This window comes from Acinetobacter sp. TG2027, from assembly GCF_000302435.1.
In the GTDB taxonomy this organism is placed as follows: Bacteria; Pseudomonadota; Gammaproteobacteria; order Pseudomonadales; family Moraxellaceae; genus Acinetobacter; species Acinetobacter pittii.
The window spans coordinates 1-16,502 of record NZ_AMJN01000018.1 but is presented as its reverse complement, the minus strand read 5'-3'; the positions used below and the strand labels follow the sequence as shown (position 1 = coordinate 16,502).

Here is a 16,502-nt window from a genome sequence, read left to right as displayed (position 1 = left end):
TCAATCTAAAAAATAAATAAAAAACACTTTAATAGTATGTGCCTATTAGAAAAGGTACCTTAAATATTCTACTAGCAATAAAAAACCGCTTTAAGGGCGGTTCATATTATTCATCAATCTGATCATGCAGTTTTTTGATAAACTCTAATAAGCTTTTCTTTACTTGCATCATTAATTGCAACTAAACCCGTACTTGCTGCATTATTTAAAACCGCTACTGTTATATCGCTTTTCGCTTTGATTTTCGCACTTTCAACCACCGCATCATATTCAATATTATTCATTACCATTTGTTAGTTTCTCATTTTATAAAGTGAGAGACATTAATAATATGAAATCAGCAACTATTCAAGCACCTACTTAAGATCATCAGGCGTTTCCAAATAACACCCGTTTTTATTACAGAAAGCATGAATGTCGTTTAAGTATTCGGTTAATTGAACTGTACTTGCGTCTGTAGTGCTCATTAGCTCACATAGGCCACTTGCTACATCTTGGTAGAGAGGATGATTAGAATCTTTCAACTCTCTTACAGCCTTGAATGTTTTCTTGTATTGGCCAACGTCATCGCAATCATAGATTTTTGCTAAGAAGTTTTTCTTAAAGAACAGATGCTCGTAATCTTTATCTTTACCTTGACTTTTAGCCCATTGATTAAGCCAATCCAGTACAAACGGTTTTGAGCCTTCGAACGATCTTTCTCTTGTGGTGCCATCAATACAACTAACGGCTTCCCTTCATTCGCTGCCTTAGCATGATTCACATTAAGAAAGTTAGTTACTGGTGAAATGTCGCAACAAAAAACCACCCGTGGGTGGCTTGATTTTTTTTGATAAATTAATCAACAGCTCAAAAATGGGTAACTGTCAGATCGAGTTTGGACTACAACACTTTAGCTCATCGATTTACCAAAGCGCTAATCTTCACACTATTGTTTAAAATCCAGTAATCAAACTGTGATGCTAAAACTTTTAAATTCCCCTTTTTAAACTGCTTAGGCTATTTTAACCAAAGTTCATCTTCTTGCATGATTTTTAACATTAAATTAAATATAACCAGTAGAGTAACATTTTTTTTATTATGGCCAACAACTCTTTGAAAACTAAATTTAACTGTTCTCTCAAGCACTTCCAGATTGACTGGATAATTCTGTTTGTCTAAATTTAGGTGATCTCCAATAATTGGCTCTATACCAGCAATAAAATTAGCAATTTGTTGCTCATCATCTTTCTTTATGCATTGAAAATGTAGAAAGTTTTTACGTAATTTTCCAAATAATAATAATACCTTAAGTGCATTGACCACGTTCAACTCTTTAGGTATATCTTTCCCCTTATCATGTTGGTTATGCAAATCAAAGAGAGGAATTATTTCATCAGAACGTTTCAGTTTCTTAGCTTTGTTGTAAAGCTCATCAAACCAACCCCCATCTAAATTTTTATTACTAACATATTTCGTTTTTAAATTAAAATTTTTGGGGTCCATCCATTTAGTGCTCATAAATTGACATCGCTGCATCCATTCTTGTGCTTGAATATCTTCGCTTGAACGGCCATCTCTTAAACTTATCAAACGTTGAAAAGGCGTCAGAGTACTCTTCTCGATACTAAACTTCTTTTCTTGTCGACCAGCAATCATAACTGGCTGTGTTTGCTGATAAGAGTTAAACCATTTCTGCTGCTGAGTATAACGATTTAAGTTTATGTACTCTGTACTTGAATTCACTGGACCAAAACACTGTTCTAGGACTTTTTTTGAAATGATACACGGCGAATTGTAAATTCGATCGACTGCTAATAAATCCAAAACATGAAGATAATTTGAAGCCGTTTGTTCAATACTGCTATGCCCCATCCAAGAGGCAAGCACCTGCCATTTATGTTGAATAATCTCTTCATGAGCACGTGCTTTAACACCAAACAATAAATCACGCATCTTTTTTGCTTTTACCCAAGGACAATCTGTATATGTTTTAATCATTTCTTTTGAGCCCAGCAAAGTTATTGCTAGATAGTTAGCAGCACTGTGGCGCAACGTATGAAAACTAAAGCCATGATGCATACCTAATATTTGGTTAAACAACTCTACTGTAATTTTGCTGATACATTGATCCGTTAATACACGATGATTAACACTAAAAAGTAGATCATCCTGCTGATTAAACAAATATTGTTCATAACGATGTTGTATGTAATGTTGTACTACTAAAAACTCATGTTCTGACAAGGCAATTTTCAATGGTATTTGACGATTTGCACTTTGCGTTTTCAGACGGCGATATGAATTGTTCTGAATATGAAGCGTGATATTATTAAAAGCTGTATTTTCTTTTTCTTTATAAAGTAACTCTGGGCAAATAATATCTTGTATTTTAAGACAACGAACTTCATTTAATCGGAGTCCAGTTCTATAACTCAGTAAATACATCAGCTTTAAACAACTCAGATGATCGACCCACTCTGATGCCGTTGGCTCTTGACTTAAATGTTCTAGTTTTTCCAATAGCTTGCCAAATAACAAAGGGCTTACTAGGCGTGCATTGCAAATTTGTAAATGCTTAAAACTTGAATTCTGTAACACCAATACCTCTGGTGCATTAAAATTATCTATACAAAATTGATGAAAATCTTTTAGGCGACCAAAACGGTATTCTGCTGTTTGGTGCATCTTACGAGAGGTTTTTCCTTTAACAGCTTCACGTTGAGTTGCTTGTGCATCTCGTTCACTGCTATATTTCAACAACTGTCGATATAAATCTTCATAATCATCAATGGATTGTTGTTTTAAATCCAATTTATTAAGCCAAATTTCAAATATAAATTCTTTAGCAAATGATCCTAAGTAGCTTTCAATAGTTGATAATTGAAGCCCTCTTTTTTTTAAATGCACTAACCAGTGAATTAAGCGTAATTGGGCTTCAATTAAAGACTTTTCTTCCGTATTTGCATCACGCATCTTCTCCTCTAACACCCTTCTGATTTCTTGCCAAAAACGTAGCGTGCGTTCTTCTTTATTCCTCTTTTTATCTAAGCGCTCAACTTTTTGACCTTTACGTTTCTTTTGATCAAACAACATCAACTCATACGGAATCGTTTGTAATTTGCTTTGAGCCGTCGGAACTTCAGGATGTAACTGCTCTTGTTCAAAATGAATAGGGCTATTCTCTAGTTCCATGACTTGATTACGTTCATTACTCCATAGCAATCTAAATTCGGATGGCCGTAAGGCGACAGTATTAATCTCTTGCTGAAGTACATTACTTAAAAATATATCTAGGCTAAGGTTTGGATTAAATTCAAGTACCATTTGCACATCATTAAATGCACGAAATCCACGGCGTTTAATTTGATATTGCAGATCGCCCAAACTTTTGTTTCGTCCCATGCGACTCAAGCTTTCCAGAATACAATCTTCAATTGATTGTTGCAGACGATATTCTTTATGAGTAGCTTTCAACTTTTTTAAATATTGCAAGATGAACTGAGCATATGAGTTAAAAAAAACATGCTTCCATTGGTACAACTTTCTCTGTTCTACATCGTTGCCATATTGAGAGTTTTCAACACGATAATGTAGTAACAATGGATTAGTGATTTTTTTGTAGTCCGAATGGTATAACCGAAAACAATTCAGATCTGTACCAAGCTCAACGGCCTCCTGCAATTGCTGCTGAATAGCAACCAGATGCTGTTCATCTGCACAGCCTGAAATATATATAAAACTTAAGCATAAATCCCCCCACAAATATTTAGGGTCATCCCAATATCCAAGTGAATCTTTCCAATATGCTTTCAAAGCATTGAGTACCTGGGCATGTAACTGCCCTTGTTTTAACCGTGACTCCGTACTCTCAATTTTTCTAGGCAGTACGATCCGTTTAGTATGTGGATTTAGCCTAATTCTGTATGATTTTTTATCTACATTCTGGTTGAATTGCCTTCTTCTTTTATTAAATTCATCTTCAGTAAATTGCATCAGTTTAGATTGTTCATCTCGGCTCAATTTTTGACTCAAACAATCAACACTATCTTTAATGTCATGCCATTTTTCGGCGATCTGCTGATCAAGTTTTTGCTGCATGTCTTGCGTCAATACTTCAGGTAAAGAAGGCTGTCTTTCTTGCGACTTTTTCACCAATTTCTGAATATCAACAAATAGACCGTCTAGTTGTGGTTTTATTAGTTCTTTGATTTTTTGCATACAACTATTTTCGCTCTAAGTGTTTAATCGATAAAGATTTGACATTATCTTGCAATTGCTGGCGGACTTGCTGTACATAGACATTCGGAATAAGTGAAGAATACGGATGAAAAGCCTCTCGGTCACGTTGGTCATGACCATAAAGAGCCTGAATTAAATGGAATGCTAAAGCAGTTTTTTTTTCTTCTTTTTCTTCTGCATACATCAAAAAATTCATATCAAAATGACGTAACCAATTCGAATACATATTCTTTGGAAAGATTCCTTCCATATATAAATTTACCCAGTTTCGAGATAAAGGGATTAACTTAACTTTCCTGCTCTGCCACTCTTTGACAGTTATCGGCAAGATATCTTTACTATCAATGACCTTTCCGAATAAGTCATTGAGCGCAATTTTTTTCTTTGCAAATACTTGTTTTAAAAGTGGGCTATACAGTTCAATTATTTGTTTTAAAAATACAGTGTAATTTTGCAGTGCTTTTAAGAAGAAATCGGATAGCGGGATAAATCGTCCATCCTTTCTTACCTTGCTATTCTTTTTATCGTTTACATATAGAATTTTAAGCTCAAAACAATAATCTTCCAAATTCCCCAACAGATTTTTATTAGGCCGTCTGGCCATGCTTAGCAAGCTAACATGCCACATCCAACACGCGTATGCATTCAATTGATTAATGATATGTTGATCTTTTTGAATATTTTCTTGGCAATGTCTATGTAAAAAAGCAAATTGCTCTTTCACAAAACTGGGTTCAAGTGCCAGTTGACTCCCTACCCTCCCTTTAGATGCAGATTGCACTTTGAATTGTTGTTGTAATATTTTGAGTTCAGCCGTGTCTTCTGTAAGTTCCTTAGAATGTGGTGTAAGTGCTGATTCCAAAAAAGCTAAATAGCTGCTATCAAGCTGAGCTTTGGGAAGTCCTCCGTAATAAATACCTGGCACATCATGCTTGATATCCCGCCTCGCAATCACATGAGTAAGATATTCATTATAGGTTTCATAATATATATGAAAATATAATTGGGCCTGAAGTTTTTCAACGGTGATAGTACCCACATACTGATTAGCAAACCACTTCTTAAGTTCGGAATTAATATCTCCTGAAGAGATCTTTGGATTCGATGCTTGTTCTATGTAGTCAAACCATGCCGCAGGTAGATGTAGTTGGTGAGTCATCTCTTCATTCCAACGCACAGGCTTTAAACTCTTAATTTTCTGCTCGGTAACTTTCAAATTTAAATTAAGTAAATATTCCCGTCGTTTTCTTGAACCATTCTGGATCAAAACACCATCTTGTATGAGCTCGTTAAAATCCATCAGTGCTATGGGAGATAATCCAGTCAAAAGTGACAATAAACATGCGGCAGCGATTGCAGCCTTATCCCAGTCCGCATTTAACTCAGTTCTCAACACATAAACAATTTGCTTCAGTACATCTGGTGCTAAATAATAAGGATTTGTAATAAATGGCACATGACGGCGTTGGCGATGCCGCGTGTAATATGCAGTATAATCACTAATTAAATGATTAAAATTTTTAGTTTTTTCATCTTCTGAGTATAATTCTACTTCAATGTCCAATAACTCAATTTCACCATCTTCATCTTTGTGAAGAGAGGCATCATAAAAACTGATCTTTGCGTTATGTCCGATATCTTCATACTTACCAGATTTTATTTCACGAAATTTTTTGAGTTCAATTTTAGTTGGCCATTGCAAAACTTTGCTTTTTTTTGACTTACGCTGACGATGAACAACACGACGATCATCAAGTCTTTTAAAAATTATTAATAGAGCCGATAAATACTCTATGACTTGTACTTTTTTGAAATTTTTAATATTAAAAAGTTGATTACGATCCTCTTTTTTCAAATTACGTTCGTACGTGACATAACAATTTAGCAGCTTACTACATTCATGAAATAATTCAGCATTATTAGAATCCAGCACATATCGTGAGACATAGCGTAGGAGGTCACAAACATGTTTTTGCTTATTCTCAGCTTTAGCAATTTTTGCAAATTCTTGATACTGCCGATATGTTAAAAAACTCGCTTGTAGAATCAAATAACGTTGCGATGACAGCTCTTGTGTATTACTAGTATCTGGACATGCAAAATAACTTAAAGAAGCTAGAAAATAATATTTACCTAATTGTCTAGAGCTAGATATATAGCCATATATCTGTTGCGCTTCCTTATATAGAGCGTGGGCTTTTTCACGTAAATCATCTGATAGATCGACAAATTGTGTATTCACAACATCATCATGTAATAGACAATAATCTTGTTTAAATTTTTCTGCTAAATCTAAGAATTGCTCTTCTGTTTCAATCTTTGGCATATTCGCTTTCGCTTAATTTTTTATCAAATTGCATTGGTTAAATTCATTACGATCTGAACAATTTGGTAAAAGTTGATCTTTTATTGAACTCTTTGTCAGCTTAAAAAATCTAGCAAAAAATTTAGCATCCAGCTCTTTCTGAGCTTTTCTCTCAAAGCACAAGTGTTGCTGTGATTTTTCGATAAAATCATCAAGATTATGTATCAACTGTAAGATTGCAACATAATTAGAATGTACACGTAAGCATGGCTCCGTTTGCATTAATAGCAATATTTTTTGCCAAATTTTCACATAGATTATTTTGAACTTTGCTTGTACTACTACTTTCTGGCTCTGTTTAATCTTTTTGATTTTCAGTAGTTCTGAGTTAATTTTTACTATCTTAAATTGAACATTTTGTCGCTCAAAGCAAAAGGGCATGATAAATTGCCCCATAAATATCTCTATATTTTTTACTAAATAGTCAAATTTTAACATTTTTATCGATATAAAAAATGAGCATATCTTTGTATATTAAAATTCATTTAATTTATCAACTAAATTTTCTCAAAATTACAATTATCAACAAATACATATGGTTTACTTATCATGGGTGGTCTAAATTTTAAAAATTCTTCCACTTTTTTTTAGTTTTCTGTTATTACATGAAACAATACCGTTGTATTACATTTTGAAATGCTGTGTATGCAGCATTGATCAAAAAGATTCTCTGCTATACTTACTTCACGTGTAGCATCAATGGAGTTTCGAAATGCTCAGAACCACTGAACAGAAAAAAAAATATATTCAAGCGACACGTGCGCAAAACTATCAAGCCAGCCTAAAGCTTGAAGGCATTACAACGACAGCTCAAACAACTCAACAAAGTAAAGCTGAAATCTTGCAAAAATATAAGAAGTATTCGCAACCCGAAACTTAGTCAGGTGCATGTATGGATAAATATGGGGAAATGGGTGACAGCCTGTATTGTTACCCTGGCACAAATATCCTAAAGAACAAACTCAATATTCATGATGAACAAATTTTAGAACAAGCTGAACTAGCACTGTCTGGATTGGCAAGTAACTTAATTGAATATGCTGAACCACCTTACGACTTACAATACTTAAAATCAATTCATGCGCAGCTCTTTGGCGACTTATACGACTGGGCAGGAAAGTTAAGACAAATCGATATTTCCAAAGGTGACACCCGTTTTTGTAATTTTTCCCGTATTGAAATTGAAACCAATAAACTACTCAAACCGCTTCAAGAAAAAAAATACTTTCAAGGCTTAGCACCACAACAACTGATTCCTCAACTTGCCGACTTGTATTGTGAGCTTAATGTCATACACCCATTCCGTGAAGGTAATGGACGTACACAACGGATTTTCTTTGAGCATCTGATTGCTCATTGTGGTTATGGTATTGATTGGTCTCGCATTGACTCTCAACAACAATGGATTCAAGCCAATATTGAAGGTTTTTATGGTAATTTAAATCCATTAATTAAGATTTTTGAAATATCCTTTATTCAAAATACCTAAAATTTAAGTAGTCAGAGCCCACAATCCTTAATGAGCCATCATCTTTGCTTCAATCCACTGATTAATTTCCCAAATAAACCAACAAACACGATTCTTAAAAATCTTAATACTCTTCGGGTAATTTAGGATCGTAATATGCAGATTACTTATCCAGAATTGAATAGATCGTTAACTTAGATAGACCTTTAAGCAATGTAACTTGCCGCATTTTTATCAACATATGTCTCAACAAAGTTCGCCTATACATAAATTTATGGTGTTTAGTGATTAATCAATGTCTGATGACCTGAATGGATGTTACAGATTACATGCAAGTGAATTGATCTATGGCTATTTTATGGCTTTTGTGTAATCCAATCCATTTGATCCGAATGTTCTCTTTTGCAATAAAGCAGCCTCTTCTGCTTTTCTTGAACCAACGAACAATGCCATTGATTTGATTCAATTGGCAACGGTGATGCTGAATCACATCTCCAAAGAAGGGATTAAATGCAAGAAATGTGGTAAGTAAAAATAGGGGATGGAAGTTATTATCCGTCTAATTGGAACCAGCCCATGAGTGGAGATCAGTTGAGTAAGTATCATTTTAAGTGAATAAGAGAAGGATGGCTCACCTCACTTCTCCAAATAACAACGCTATACTTTTCAACCCAGGTTAGATATTGGCAACTACATTTCATTCTTCATCATGCTGGTCTTATAGCATGTAGACAATCACTACATCATTTGCATTCAATGCTCAATACAGCCTGTCAGCAGAACCGCAGCGATATTTTTTCCTGCATACATGTAGTGTTTAAATCCATTCATTTTTCAATGATCCCCTACCGTTTATCACATTTATGGTCAATCTTTAACCTTGTGAAAAATGCACATACCGATATCTTCAAACTGTCAAATTTATGGATACATGACATTTAAAGAAATTATCCGATCAATTTTTTAGATAAAACTCATCAAGAAAAAAGTTATTATTATTCATAACTTCACTAACAACCACATAAAAACAATAATTTAATAAATTATTCTTCCAATTTTTTTAGATTTAGTGTTATTACCCTAAATCCATGCTTAGCTCATTCTATTACATAAATGATTTAGAAGTATCCACGATATAAATTGCTTGCCCCCACACCTCTGCCCCTCTCATGCCCAAAAAATTTACACTAAAAGGCAGATTAAGCCCGTACGAGTTACATATCGCCGCATGCTATGTTGAAAGCATTTAAGAAAAAATCCTCAATATTTATAAGATTTTTAAAATATGAACTACTTTTCGAAGAACCCTTTCTAAGTAATGTGACCAAAAAGGAAAAATGAAAATACTGTGATTTCCTTATCAACAATCAGTCAAAGTACATCCTGATGAATTTCTGTAACCGATACCCAAGGACCAAACCTACCTTCCGAAGTGCTGTGCAACAAAGCCCTCCTCAACCACACTATAGCTATAAATTAATTCCATTATTTTGTGGTTTAATTAAATTATTAAAGTTTAAGACCCAATTTAATGGATTTATATTTCACTAAACCCGAAGAAGTCGTGACGCTTTTAGGTGAGCGTTTACGTAAGCAACGACTCTTTTTGGAGATGTCTCAAGCTGAGGTTGCAGCACGCGCTGGTGTCGGCGTGAATACGGTTTCGAATCTTGAAGCGGCACGAAATGTATCTGTTGAAAATTTAGTCCGTATTGCAATGGTCTTGGGTCGATTAAACAAACTTCAGGAGCTGTTTCAACCTCAGCTTAACAGTGTAAAAGATATTCTACGCTATGAAAGTCAAAGTAAGCACCAGCGTATTAAGAGGAAGGGATAATGCTCAACAGTCTTAATGTTTATTACAATGGTTGGGGCGAATCATGGTTATGGGGAACGCTGATTAGTTCAACAGCCACCACAGGTAGACCCACTATTGCTTTTGAATATAGTCCAGAAGCAATACAGCGAGGTGTTCAGCTCTCTTCTTATTTACTCCCTTTAAAAGGTCTACCACTGAGACAGGGTTTTCCTACTTATCAAATGGGATTACCTGGTCCAGTCTATGATGCTTTGCCGGATGGTTGGGGCATGTTATTAATGGATCGATATTTTCGAAAAATTGGACTGCATCCGGCACGAATCAGCCCTTTGGAACGTCTAACTTATATTAGCACCCATGCAATGGGTGCTCTCTCCTTTGAACCCTGTGTCGCAGAGATGCAAACTTCAGAGAATATTCCCCTGCCGCAATTGGCACAGGAAGTCCAAGAAGTCCTCAAAGGAGAAGGTGGCGAATTTTTTACAACATTTGCTGGTCATGGGTGGCTCCCCCCAAGGTGCCAGATCCAAAGCATTGGTTTACCGAAATCCTGTCAATTTTGAGTTTTCGACGCAAGCTTCTGATCAAAATGAAGCCTGGCTGATTAAGTTTCCTGCTCAGCAAGAGTATCCTGAAGTCTGCGCCATTGAAGCCGTCTATGCAAAATGTTTGCGACTTTGTGCAATCGAGACTCCAGACACCCATTTTTTTAATTTGCCCAATGGTTTAATGGCTTTTGCTTCTAAACGATTCGACCGTCAAAATGGCATGCGGATTCCAATGCAGAGTTTGGCTGCATATACCGGAGCAGACTATAAAGTTCCAGGTAGCCTAGACTATCGCAATTTTCTTCGGGCAACCTTGATGTGTACGCAAGATGTGCGGAAAGGCTGCATACTTTTAAACGTGCTGTGTTTAATGTACTTTTCAATAATCGGGATGACCATACCAAGAATTTTTCTTTTCTCATGGCAAAAAATGGTCAATGGAAATTGGCTCCAGCCTATGATGTGACCTTCTGTGAAGGTCCAGGTGGTTATCATCAAATGGACATTATGGGAGAAGCGCTCAATATTTCTCGAAATGACATACATAAACTCGGTACTTCAGAAGCGAATCTGACTACTCTAGAAGTCGATGAGATCATCTTGGCCATGCATGAAATTGCACTTCAATTTAGTCAAATTGCGCAACGCCTGTATCCTCATCAAATTCGAGAATCTACCCTAGAGATGATTCAATCACGAATTCAACAAAATATTGATTTTTTAACTGAAACCTAAGCGTAAATATAAACTAAGCGCCAACCATCAACTTATAGTTAGTCGCTACATAATCTGTAGAACCTGTGAATTAGCTCGCTTTATAATCACGAATATTAGATGGATCACCGCCAAGATACGTTCTGCAAGCGTGAAATCACTACATCCAGATCGAAAATCGCTAAGAAAAAACTATCACCAAAAAAAAGGTCTGCACTATGGATAGATACAGACCAAACTCTGGATAACTACCAGCACGAGAAATATGTCGCAATTTTGCATAGACATGAATTTGATAAAATCAGCCCAGAAAGCCAGAAATTCATAAAAACTATTTCATCAATCCCCTATAACTTAATCACGTTCATGGTCGATCTTAAATCTTGCGAAAAGTACTCATGCTGACCTAGCCAAACTGTAAAACTCATGTATTCATAGCCTTTAAATGAATCTTTCAATCGTTATATTTAAGGTAAAAACTAGTAATCAGAAGTTATTATCATCCCCATATAAAACAAACATCAGATTAAAAATAATAACTTTGTAAATTATTTATTCCATTTTTTTTATATTTAGTGTTATCTTTCCTAACTTCATCTGGGAGAGTTGAGTTTGATCATAGACCATTCGATAGCCTGCTTGTTGCATTTCTGCGATCAAATTCCGTTGGTCTATCCGTTCTCCCCCTTGATCTTTCGGCAGAAATTGACGCTTACCCCCGCCTAGAATCACATCAACCCCATCTTTTAATTTGACGTTATAACGCTGATAGATATCACCTTGCGAACTTGGTACTAATTGGGATGCTATGTCATTTTCAGCATCACGATGACAAATATGAGCATAAGTCGATGCTGGTGTAGCATGCGTAATGCGAGTTGTTGTGACTACCCCTGTACCCCAACCTCGTGCTTTGGCCAATTCGAGTAAAGTTTGGGTGTCTTGCTTATTTTGGATCTGAGGATTGGTTCCACATTGATGATTTCCGGTCTGATTTGGTTCTACTGCAATTGTTCCAGTCTGCATGGATATCACTTCATTTTTCATTTTTACACCTGTCATATAGGCACCCATCGATGGTGCGCTATCTGTAACCTGTGCAACTTCTGAGAAAGTACGAACAAATGCTGACTCTGGCAGTTGATCTATTGGCAGTTGGCAATCTTCACCAACAGCATAAATTCGTACAGCTGTTAGTGTCGTGATACCCATTCCATCTCCCAAGAAAAAAACCACACGTTGAGGCTGTTTTGATGGTTGTACTGAAGTAGAAGTTGATTGAACTAAAGCAGGACTTTGACAGCCCGTCAAAATAACTGTGCCCAAACTACACCATGCCAAACTTATTAATTTTTTATTAAATTTTTTCTTATGCCAAAGGCTTTGTTGCACAAACCTATCTCTAAAGGCTTATTCCACAATATAATTTTGAGATGAATAAGCCTACACCTAAAATCTACCGTACAACCAATTGGCCCACATACAACCGAGCTCTCATTAATCGTGGGAATATTGCCATTTGGTTTGATCCCAAAACACAATGGTATGCTCAACCAAAAAGCCAACATGGTCGAAATCAAACTTATTCCGATACAGCCATCCAATGCTGCTTAATGATTAAATCCATATTTCGTCTTTCTCTACGCATGGTCACTGGCTTTGTACAAAGCCTGATTAAACTTTGCGGATTAGATTGGACAGCGCCAGACTATACGACGCTTTGCAGAAGACAAAAACATATTGATATTGCGATTAGCTACCAAAAAAGTAGCAATGGTCTACATCTACTCGTAGATTCAACTGGTTTAAAGTTTTTGGGCGAAGGTGAATGGAAACGGAAGAAACATCAGCCTGAATATCGTCGACAATGGCGTAAGCTTCACATTGGTATAGATGCTGAAACGCTGCAAATACGTGCAGTTCAGCTCACAACGAACAATATCAGTGATTCACAGGTGCTCGGTGATTTACTTGGTCAAATACCACTTGATGAGCGAGTAGATTCTGTCTATACCGATGGAGCCTATGACACTAAATGCTGCAGACGAGTGATCTCAGATCGTCAAGCATATGCGGTGATTCCGCCAAGAAAAAATGCGAAACCGTGGAAAGATACAAAAGTTCATTCGCAAGAGAGAAATGAATTACTAAAAACAGTTAAGCGTCTAGGAAGAGCCCTTTGGAAAAAGTGGTCTGGTTATCATCGGCGAAGTTTGGTCGAAACCAAGATGCATTGCATCAAATTATTAGGCGATAAACTCTACTCAAGGAATTTTGACAGCCAAGTGAATGAGATCCATGCACGTGTAGCCGTATTAAATAAATTTACAGAATTAGGCAGACCTCATACCCAAGTTGTAACCTAAATTTTAGCAACTTAGGAAAACTTTACCTTCAAAGGCTTTATGCAACAAAGCCTATGCCAAAGCATTGCATCAACTCATCTTAGGATGGTCGAAAAATACGCTTTAAACATTCAATTTACATGACAAATTTATGAAAATATTATTATGACTACTTATATAAATTTTCCTAATTGCAAAAAATAGTGTAGCAACTTGCTACACTATTTTTTTACTTTATTTTTCTAACATTCGTTTTAGGAAAGCTTTTAATTCTTGTAAATTTTGATCATCAAATTGGCCCATTTTTAAAGATACCTTTAATGTATTATGGTCAAATTTGATATTACCAGCAACTTTCCCATCATATTCAATTTTATGTACAATTGAAGTTTGAATTACTTCTTTCGTTTCTCTTGACTTAAAGATTTTTTCAGCTAGTGATGCCAGTTTTGTCTGTTCAACTTCTTTTTTAAGCAATTTTGACCATGCTTCGAATAATGCTTCTTTAGCTTTTTCATGGTTTTCATCATGATCTGATAGAAACTTTTTCACTGCTGTAGCAGCGGTCCGTGCTAATAATGACGGCTGTTTCTCCAAATCTTCAATCAACTCTCCAGGTAATTTTTCATAAGATAAATATTTATACATATCTTCACGATTCAAACCTAATGACTTTGCTAACTTCTGCTTATTTTTTTTTAATTTTTCATCCAAAGAAGTTAATCCAACATATATTTCATAATCTGTCAGATCTTCTCGCTTTAAATTTTCAGCTAATGTTAATAAAGCAGCTTCTTCATCCGATGCATCAATAATGATTACTTCAATGGTATTCTTATTGAGAAATTGGTGGGCTTTCAATCGTCTTTCACCAGCAATCAACTCATATTTATCATTTATTCTACGAACTGCAATTGGTTGTAATAGCCCAATTTCTTCAATTGATGCTGCTAAATCTTCAATATCTTGTTGATTAAAGAGTTTTCGAGGCTGGTTAGGGCTAGCCTGAATATCTGTAATTTGTACATTACGTCTTAGCTCTTTGACATCGTTAATATGCTCCTTTTGGGCATGTTGATGCTTTTGAGTATTTTGCTGAAGACGTTTAGCCAATAGCTCTTTATTACTTACCATAGTATTTCCAGAATTATATTATCCGACACGCTGAACAATTTCTTGTGCTAAAGTTTCAAAAGCTTTTCGAACTTTTGAGTTTTTATCAACAGATAATAAAGGTTGTTGCAAAATTGCAGCTTGATTAACCTTAGTGCTCATTGGAATTGTGGTATGCAATAATTCTCCAACTTGATTAAATGCTTCATCTTTTATTAATTTACATACATTCTGACGCTCATCATGTTTAATTAATAAAGCACCTAAGAGTTCTAATTCAGGGTTAACTCTTCTAATTTTACTTAAATGATTAATTAAATCAGTAACACCATAGAGACCGTATTGTGAACCAGATTCAATTGGAACAATAACATGTGTCGAAGCGGCTAAAGCATTGCTGGTTAGTAATTTTAAGCTAGGAGGGCAATCAATAAGAATGTAGTCATATAATCCTTCTAGAATTTCCAATTTATTTGAAAGTTCCTCGGATGGTCTTGGTGCATCATCTTTCAATTGATCTTCAGTTTTACCAAGAGTTAATGAGCCATATATTAAGGAAACATTTTTAAATTTTGTTTCTTCTTCTAATGCTTCCGATAATAGACTTATATCACCAATAAGTAATTCAGCTGATGTAGTTTCAACTTCGCTAGGGTGTCTTAATCCTATATGTAAACTTGCATTTGCTTGTGGATCCAGATCAATTACTAAGACCTTATTTCCTAATTCAGCAAGCTCTGAAGCAAGATGTACTACAGTAGTTGTTTTCCCGCAACCACCTTTATGATTAGCTACAGCAATGATTTTAGTTGACATATTTGTCTTAAGGAATTTACTTTGATTTCATTTAATATAAAGATATTTGTAGCAACTTGCTACAGTTCCTTTGTCATATTTTTATCTTTTGAATTCAAAAGATGTGGGAAAAACATTTCTTAACTTTTTTAAAAAATATAGCTAGCTAATTTTAATTAGTATTAATTAGTTAATTATAATTAAACAAGTTTTATTTGTTTAAAAAACAATTAGATAGATTTTTTAAAGTGGAAGGTTTGTCACTAATAAGTGGAAGGCCTGTCACTGATAAGTGGAAGGTTTGTCACTAATAAGTGGAAGGTTTGTCACTGATAAGTGGAAGGTTTGTCACTATGGTGGAAGACTTGTCATTGTGATTTATTTTAATGTGTATTTTTTAATTTAAAACAATACAATTCAACTGCTTGTGATGTTGATAAGTTTGTTTTTATTGAAATAAAGGTGGAAGACTTGTCATTAGATGTTTTTTATTCTGTGGATAAAATATTTGTATAAAATTTAATTGATAACATGATGTTTGATAGTCAAGAATATCGGAATGGTGGAAGGCTTGTCACTTTAATGGTGGAGTATATGTTGAGTAATTCCACTTTAGTGGTGCTGTAGGCTATTCCTACTTTCAAATTGATTGCTTGAGCGACACAGATGAATTATCAAAGGTGGAAGAACTGTCACTTAAAAGTGTTTATTTTTATATTTATTCCACCATAAGGCTGAATAGTACCAAAATTGCACTTTAATAGGGCTTTGTTGCATAAAGGTTTGAAAGATAGAAGCGATCCTAATTGAGCCAAATTTAAGTGACAACTCGGGTATGTGGTCTGCCTAAGTCCGTAAATTTATTTAATACTGCCATACGTGCATGAATCTCATTGACTTGGCTTTGAAAATTTCTCGCACTGAGTTTATCCCCCAATAATTTGATGCAATGCATCTTGGTTTCAACCAAACTTCGCCGATGATAGCCTGACCATTTCTTCCAAATAGTTCTTCCTAAACGTTTAACTGTTCGAAGCAACTCATTGCGTTCTAGCGAGCTCATCTTTTTATCTTTCCATGGCTTCGCATTTTTTCTTGGTGGAATCACTGCATG

General features: G+C 35.3%; 11 protein-coding genes and 4 pseudogenes. 6 read left to right on the top strand and 9 right to left on the bottom strand.

All coding sequences use genetic code 11. The annotated features are described in order from the left end of the window. Positions 1 to 122: 122 nt before the first annotated feature. The 5 genes and pseudogenes from B806_RS19875 to B806_RS0105125 all read right to left on the bottom strand — a co-directional run bounded on the left by B806_RS19875 (position 123) and on the right by B806_RS0105125 (position 7,024). Positions 123 to 284 carry a hypothetical protein gene (locus tag B806_RS19875; RefSeq protein ID WP_162137887.1) on the bottom strand — a complete coding sequence of 54 codons (162 nt, stop codon included), beginning with the start codon at positions 282 to 284 and terminating at the stop codon, positions 123 to 125. A gap of 72 nt (positions 285 to 356) precedes the next feature. Next, positions 357 to 808, bottom strand: a pseudogene (locus tag B806_RS19220) (hypothetical protein). Between the two features lie 191 nt (positions 809 to 999). Then, positions 1,000 to 4,200, bottom strand: a complete 3,201-nt coding sequence (locus B806_RS0105135; protein WP_002125867.1) for a site-specific integrase — start codon at positions 4,198 to 4,200, stop codon at positions 1,000 to 1,002. A gap of 4 nt (positions 4,201 to 4,204) precedes the next feature. Continuing rightward, the gene (locus B806_RS0105130) at positions 4,205 to 6,547 is read right to left on the bottom strand and encodes a hypothetical protein (protein WP_002125863.1); all 2,343 of its coding nucleotides are present in this window, start codon (positions 6,545 to 6,547) and stop codon (positions 4,205 to 4,207) included. A gap of 12 nt (positions 6,548 to 6,559) precedes the next feature. Further along, a complete protein-coding gene (locus B806_RS0105125; protein ID WP_000911011.1) occupies positions 6,560 to 7,024 on the bottom strand; it encodes a hypothetical protein in 465 nt (154 codons plus the stop codon). 274 nt (positions 7,025 to 7,298) lie between these two features. Here B806_RS0105125 and B806_RS19215 point away from each other — a divergent pair, with 274 nt between their 5' ends. The 5 genes and pseudogenes from B806_RS19215 to B806_RS20000 all read left to right on the top strand — a co-directional run bounded on the left by B806_RS19215 (position 7,299) and on the right by B806_RS20000 (position 11,156). Continuing rightward, complete coding sequence (locus B806_RS19215) at positions 7,299 to 7,466, top strand: YhfG family protein (RefSeq protein WP_002125865.1); 168 nt, start codon at positions 7,299 to 7,301, stop codon at positions 7,464 to 7,466. 12 nt (positions 7,467 to 7,478) lie between these two features. Beyond that, the gene (locus B806_RS0105115; RefSeq protein WP_002125876.1) at positions 7,479 to 8,075 is read left to right on the top strand and encodes a putative adenosine monophosphate-protein transferase Fic; all 597 of its coding nucleotides are present in this window, start codon (positions 7,479 to 7,481) and stop codon (positions 8,073 to 8,075) included. A 337-nt stretch (positions 8,076 to 8,412) separates the two neighbouring features. Then, positions 8,413 to 8,669 (top strand): annotated as a pseudogene (locus B806_RS20200) (hypothetical protein). A 916-nt stretch (positions 8,670 to 9,585) separates the two neighbouring features. Continuing rightward, entirely contained in the window at positions 9,586 to 9,891 is a 306-nt protein-coding gene (locus B806_RS0105105) for a helix-turn-helix transcriptional regulator (protein ID WP_005130167.1), read from the top strand. Beyond that, positions 9,891 to 11,156, top strand: a pseudogene (locus tag B806_RS20000) (type II toxin-antitoxin system HipA family toxin). Before B806_RS0105105 ends, B806_RS20000 begins: the two are co-directional and overlap by 1 nt. Before the next feature lie 573 nt (positions 11,157 to 11,729). On the opposite strand, the pseudogene B806_RS0105090 reads toward B806_RS20000, so the two are convergent. Next, positions 11,730 to 12,347, bottom strand: a pseudogene (locus tag B806_RS0105090) (alkaline phosphatase); the annotation flags it as partial. 221 nt (positions 12,348 to 12,568) lie between these two features. Here B806_RS0105090 and B806_RS0105085 point away from each other — a divergent pair. Beyond that, on the top strand, positions 12,569 to 13,501 hold the full coding sequence (locus tag B806_RS0105085; protein WP_001040033.1) for an IS5 family transposase: 933 nt from the start codon (positions 12,569 to 12,571) through the stop codon (positions 13,499 to 13,501). A gap of 213 nt (positions 13,502 to 13,714) precedes the next feature. On the opposite strand, the gene B806_RS0105080 is transcribed toward B806_RS0105085, so the two are convergent. From B806_RS0105080 to B806_RS0105070, 3 genes are all read right to left on the bottom strand, one after another. Continuing rightward, on the bottom strand, positions 13,715 to 14,614 hold the full coding sequence (locus B806_RS0105080; protein ID WP_005130172.1) for a ParB/RepB/Spo0J family partition protein: 900 nt from the start codon (positions 14,612 to 14,614) through the stop codon (positions 13,715 to 13,717). Positions 14,615 to 14,632: 18 nt separating this feature from the next. Then, entirely contained in the window at positions 14,633 to 15,409 is a 777-nt protein-coding gene (locus B806_RS0105075) for a ParA family protein (protein ID WP_000104830.1), read from the bottom strand. A gap of 796 nt (positions 15,410 to 16,205) precedes the next feature. Beyond that, positions 16,206 to 16,502: IS5/IS1182 family transposase (locus B806_RS0105070; RefSeq protein WP_017402711.1), on the bottom strand; the 297-nt coding region annotated here is incomplete at its 5' end.

Coding starts and splice junctions, on each gene's coding strand:
- B806_RS19875 (WP_162137887.1), bottom strand. CDS start 284: ATGAATAATATTGAATATGATGCGGTGGTTGAAAGTGCGAAAATCAAA.
- B806_RS0105135 (WP_002125867.1), bottom strand. CDS start 4,200: ATGCAAAAAATCAAAGAACTAATAAAACCACAACTAGACGGTCTATTT.
- B806_RS0105130 (WP_002125863.1), bottom strand. CDS start 6,547: ATGCCAAAGATTGAAACAGAAGAGCAATTCTTAGATTTAGCAGAAAAA.
- B806_RS0105125 (WP_000911011.1), bottom strand. CDS start 7,024: ATGTTAAAATTTGACTATTTAGTAAAAAATATAGAGATATTTATGGGG.
- B806_RS19215 (WP_002125865.1), top strand. CDS start 7,299: ATGCTCAGAACCACTGAACAGAAAAAAAAATATATTCAAGCGACACGT.
- B806_RS0105115 (WP_002125876.1), top strand. CDS start 7,479: ATGGATAAATATGGGGAAATGGGTGACAGCCTGTATTGTTACCCTGGC.
- B806_RS0105105 (WP_005130167.1), top strand. CDS start 9,586: ATGGATTTATATTTCACTAAACCCGAAGAAGTCGTGACGCTTTTAGGT.
- B806_RS0105085 (WP_001040033.1), top strand. CDS start 12,569: ATGAATAAGCCTACACCTAAAATCTACCGTACAACCAATTGGCCCACA.
- B806_RS0105080 (WP_005130172.1), bottom strand. CDS start 14,614: ATGGTAAGTAATAAAGAGCTATTGGCTAAACGTCTTCAGCAAAATACT.
- B806_RS0105075 (WP_000104830.1), bottom strand. CDS start 15,409: ATGTCAACTAAAATCATTGCTGTAGCTAATCATAAAGGTGGTTGCGGG.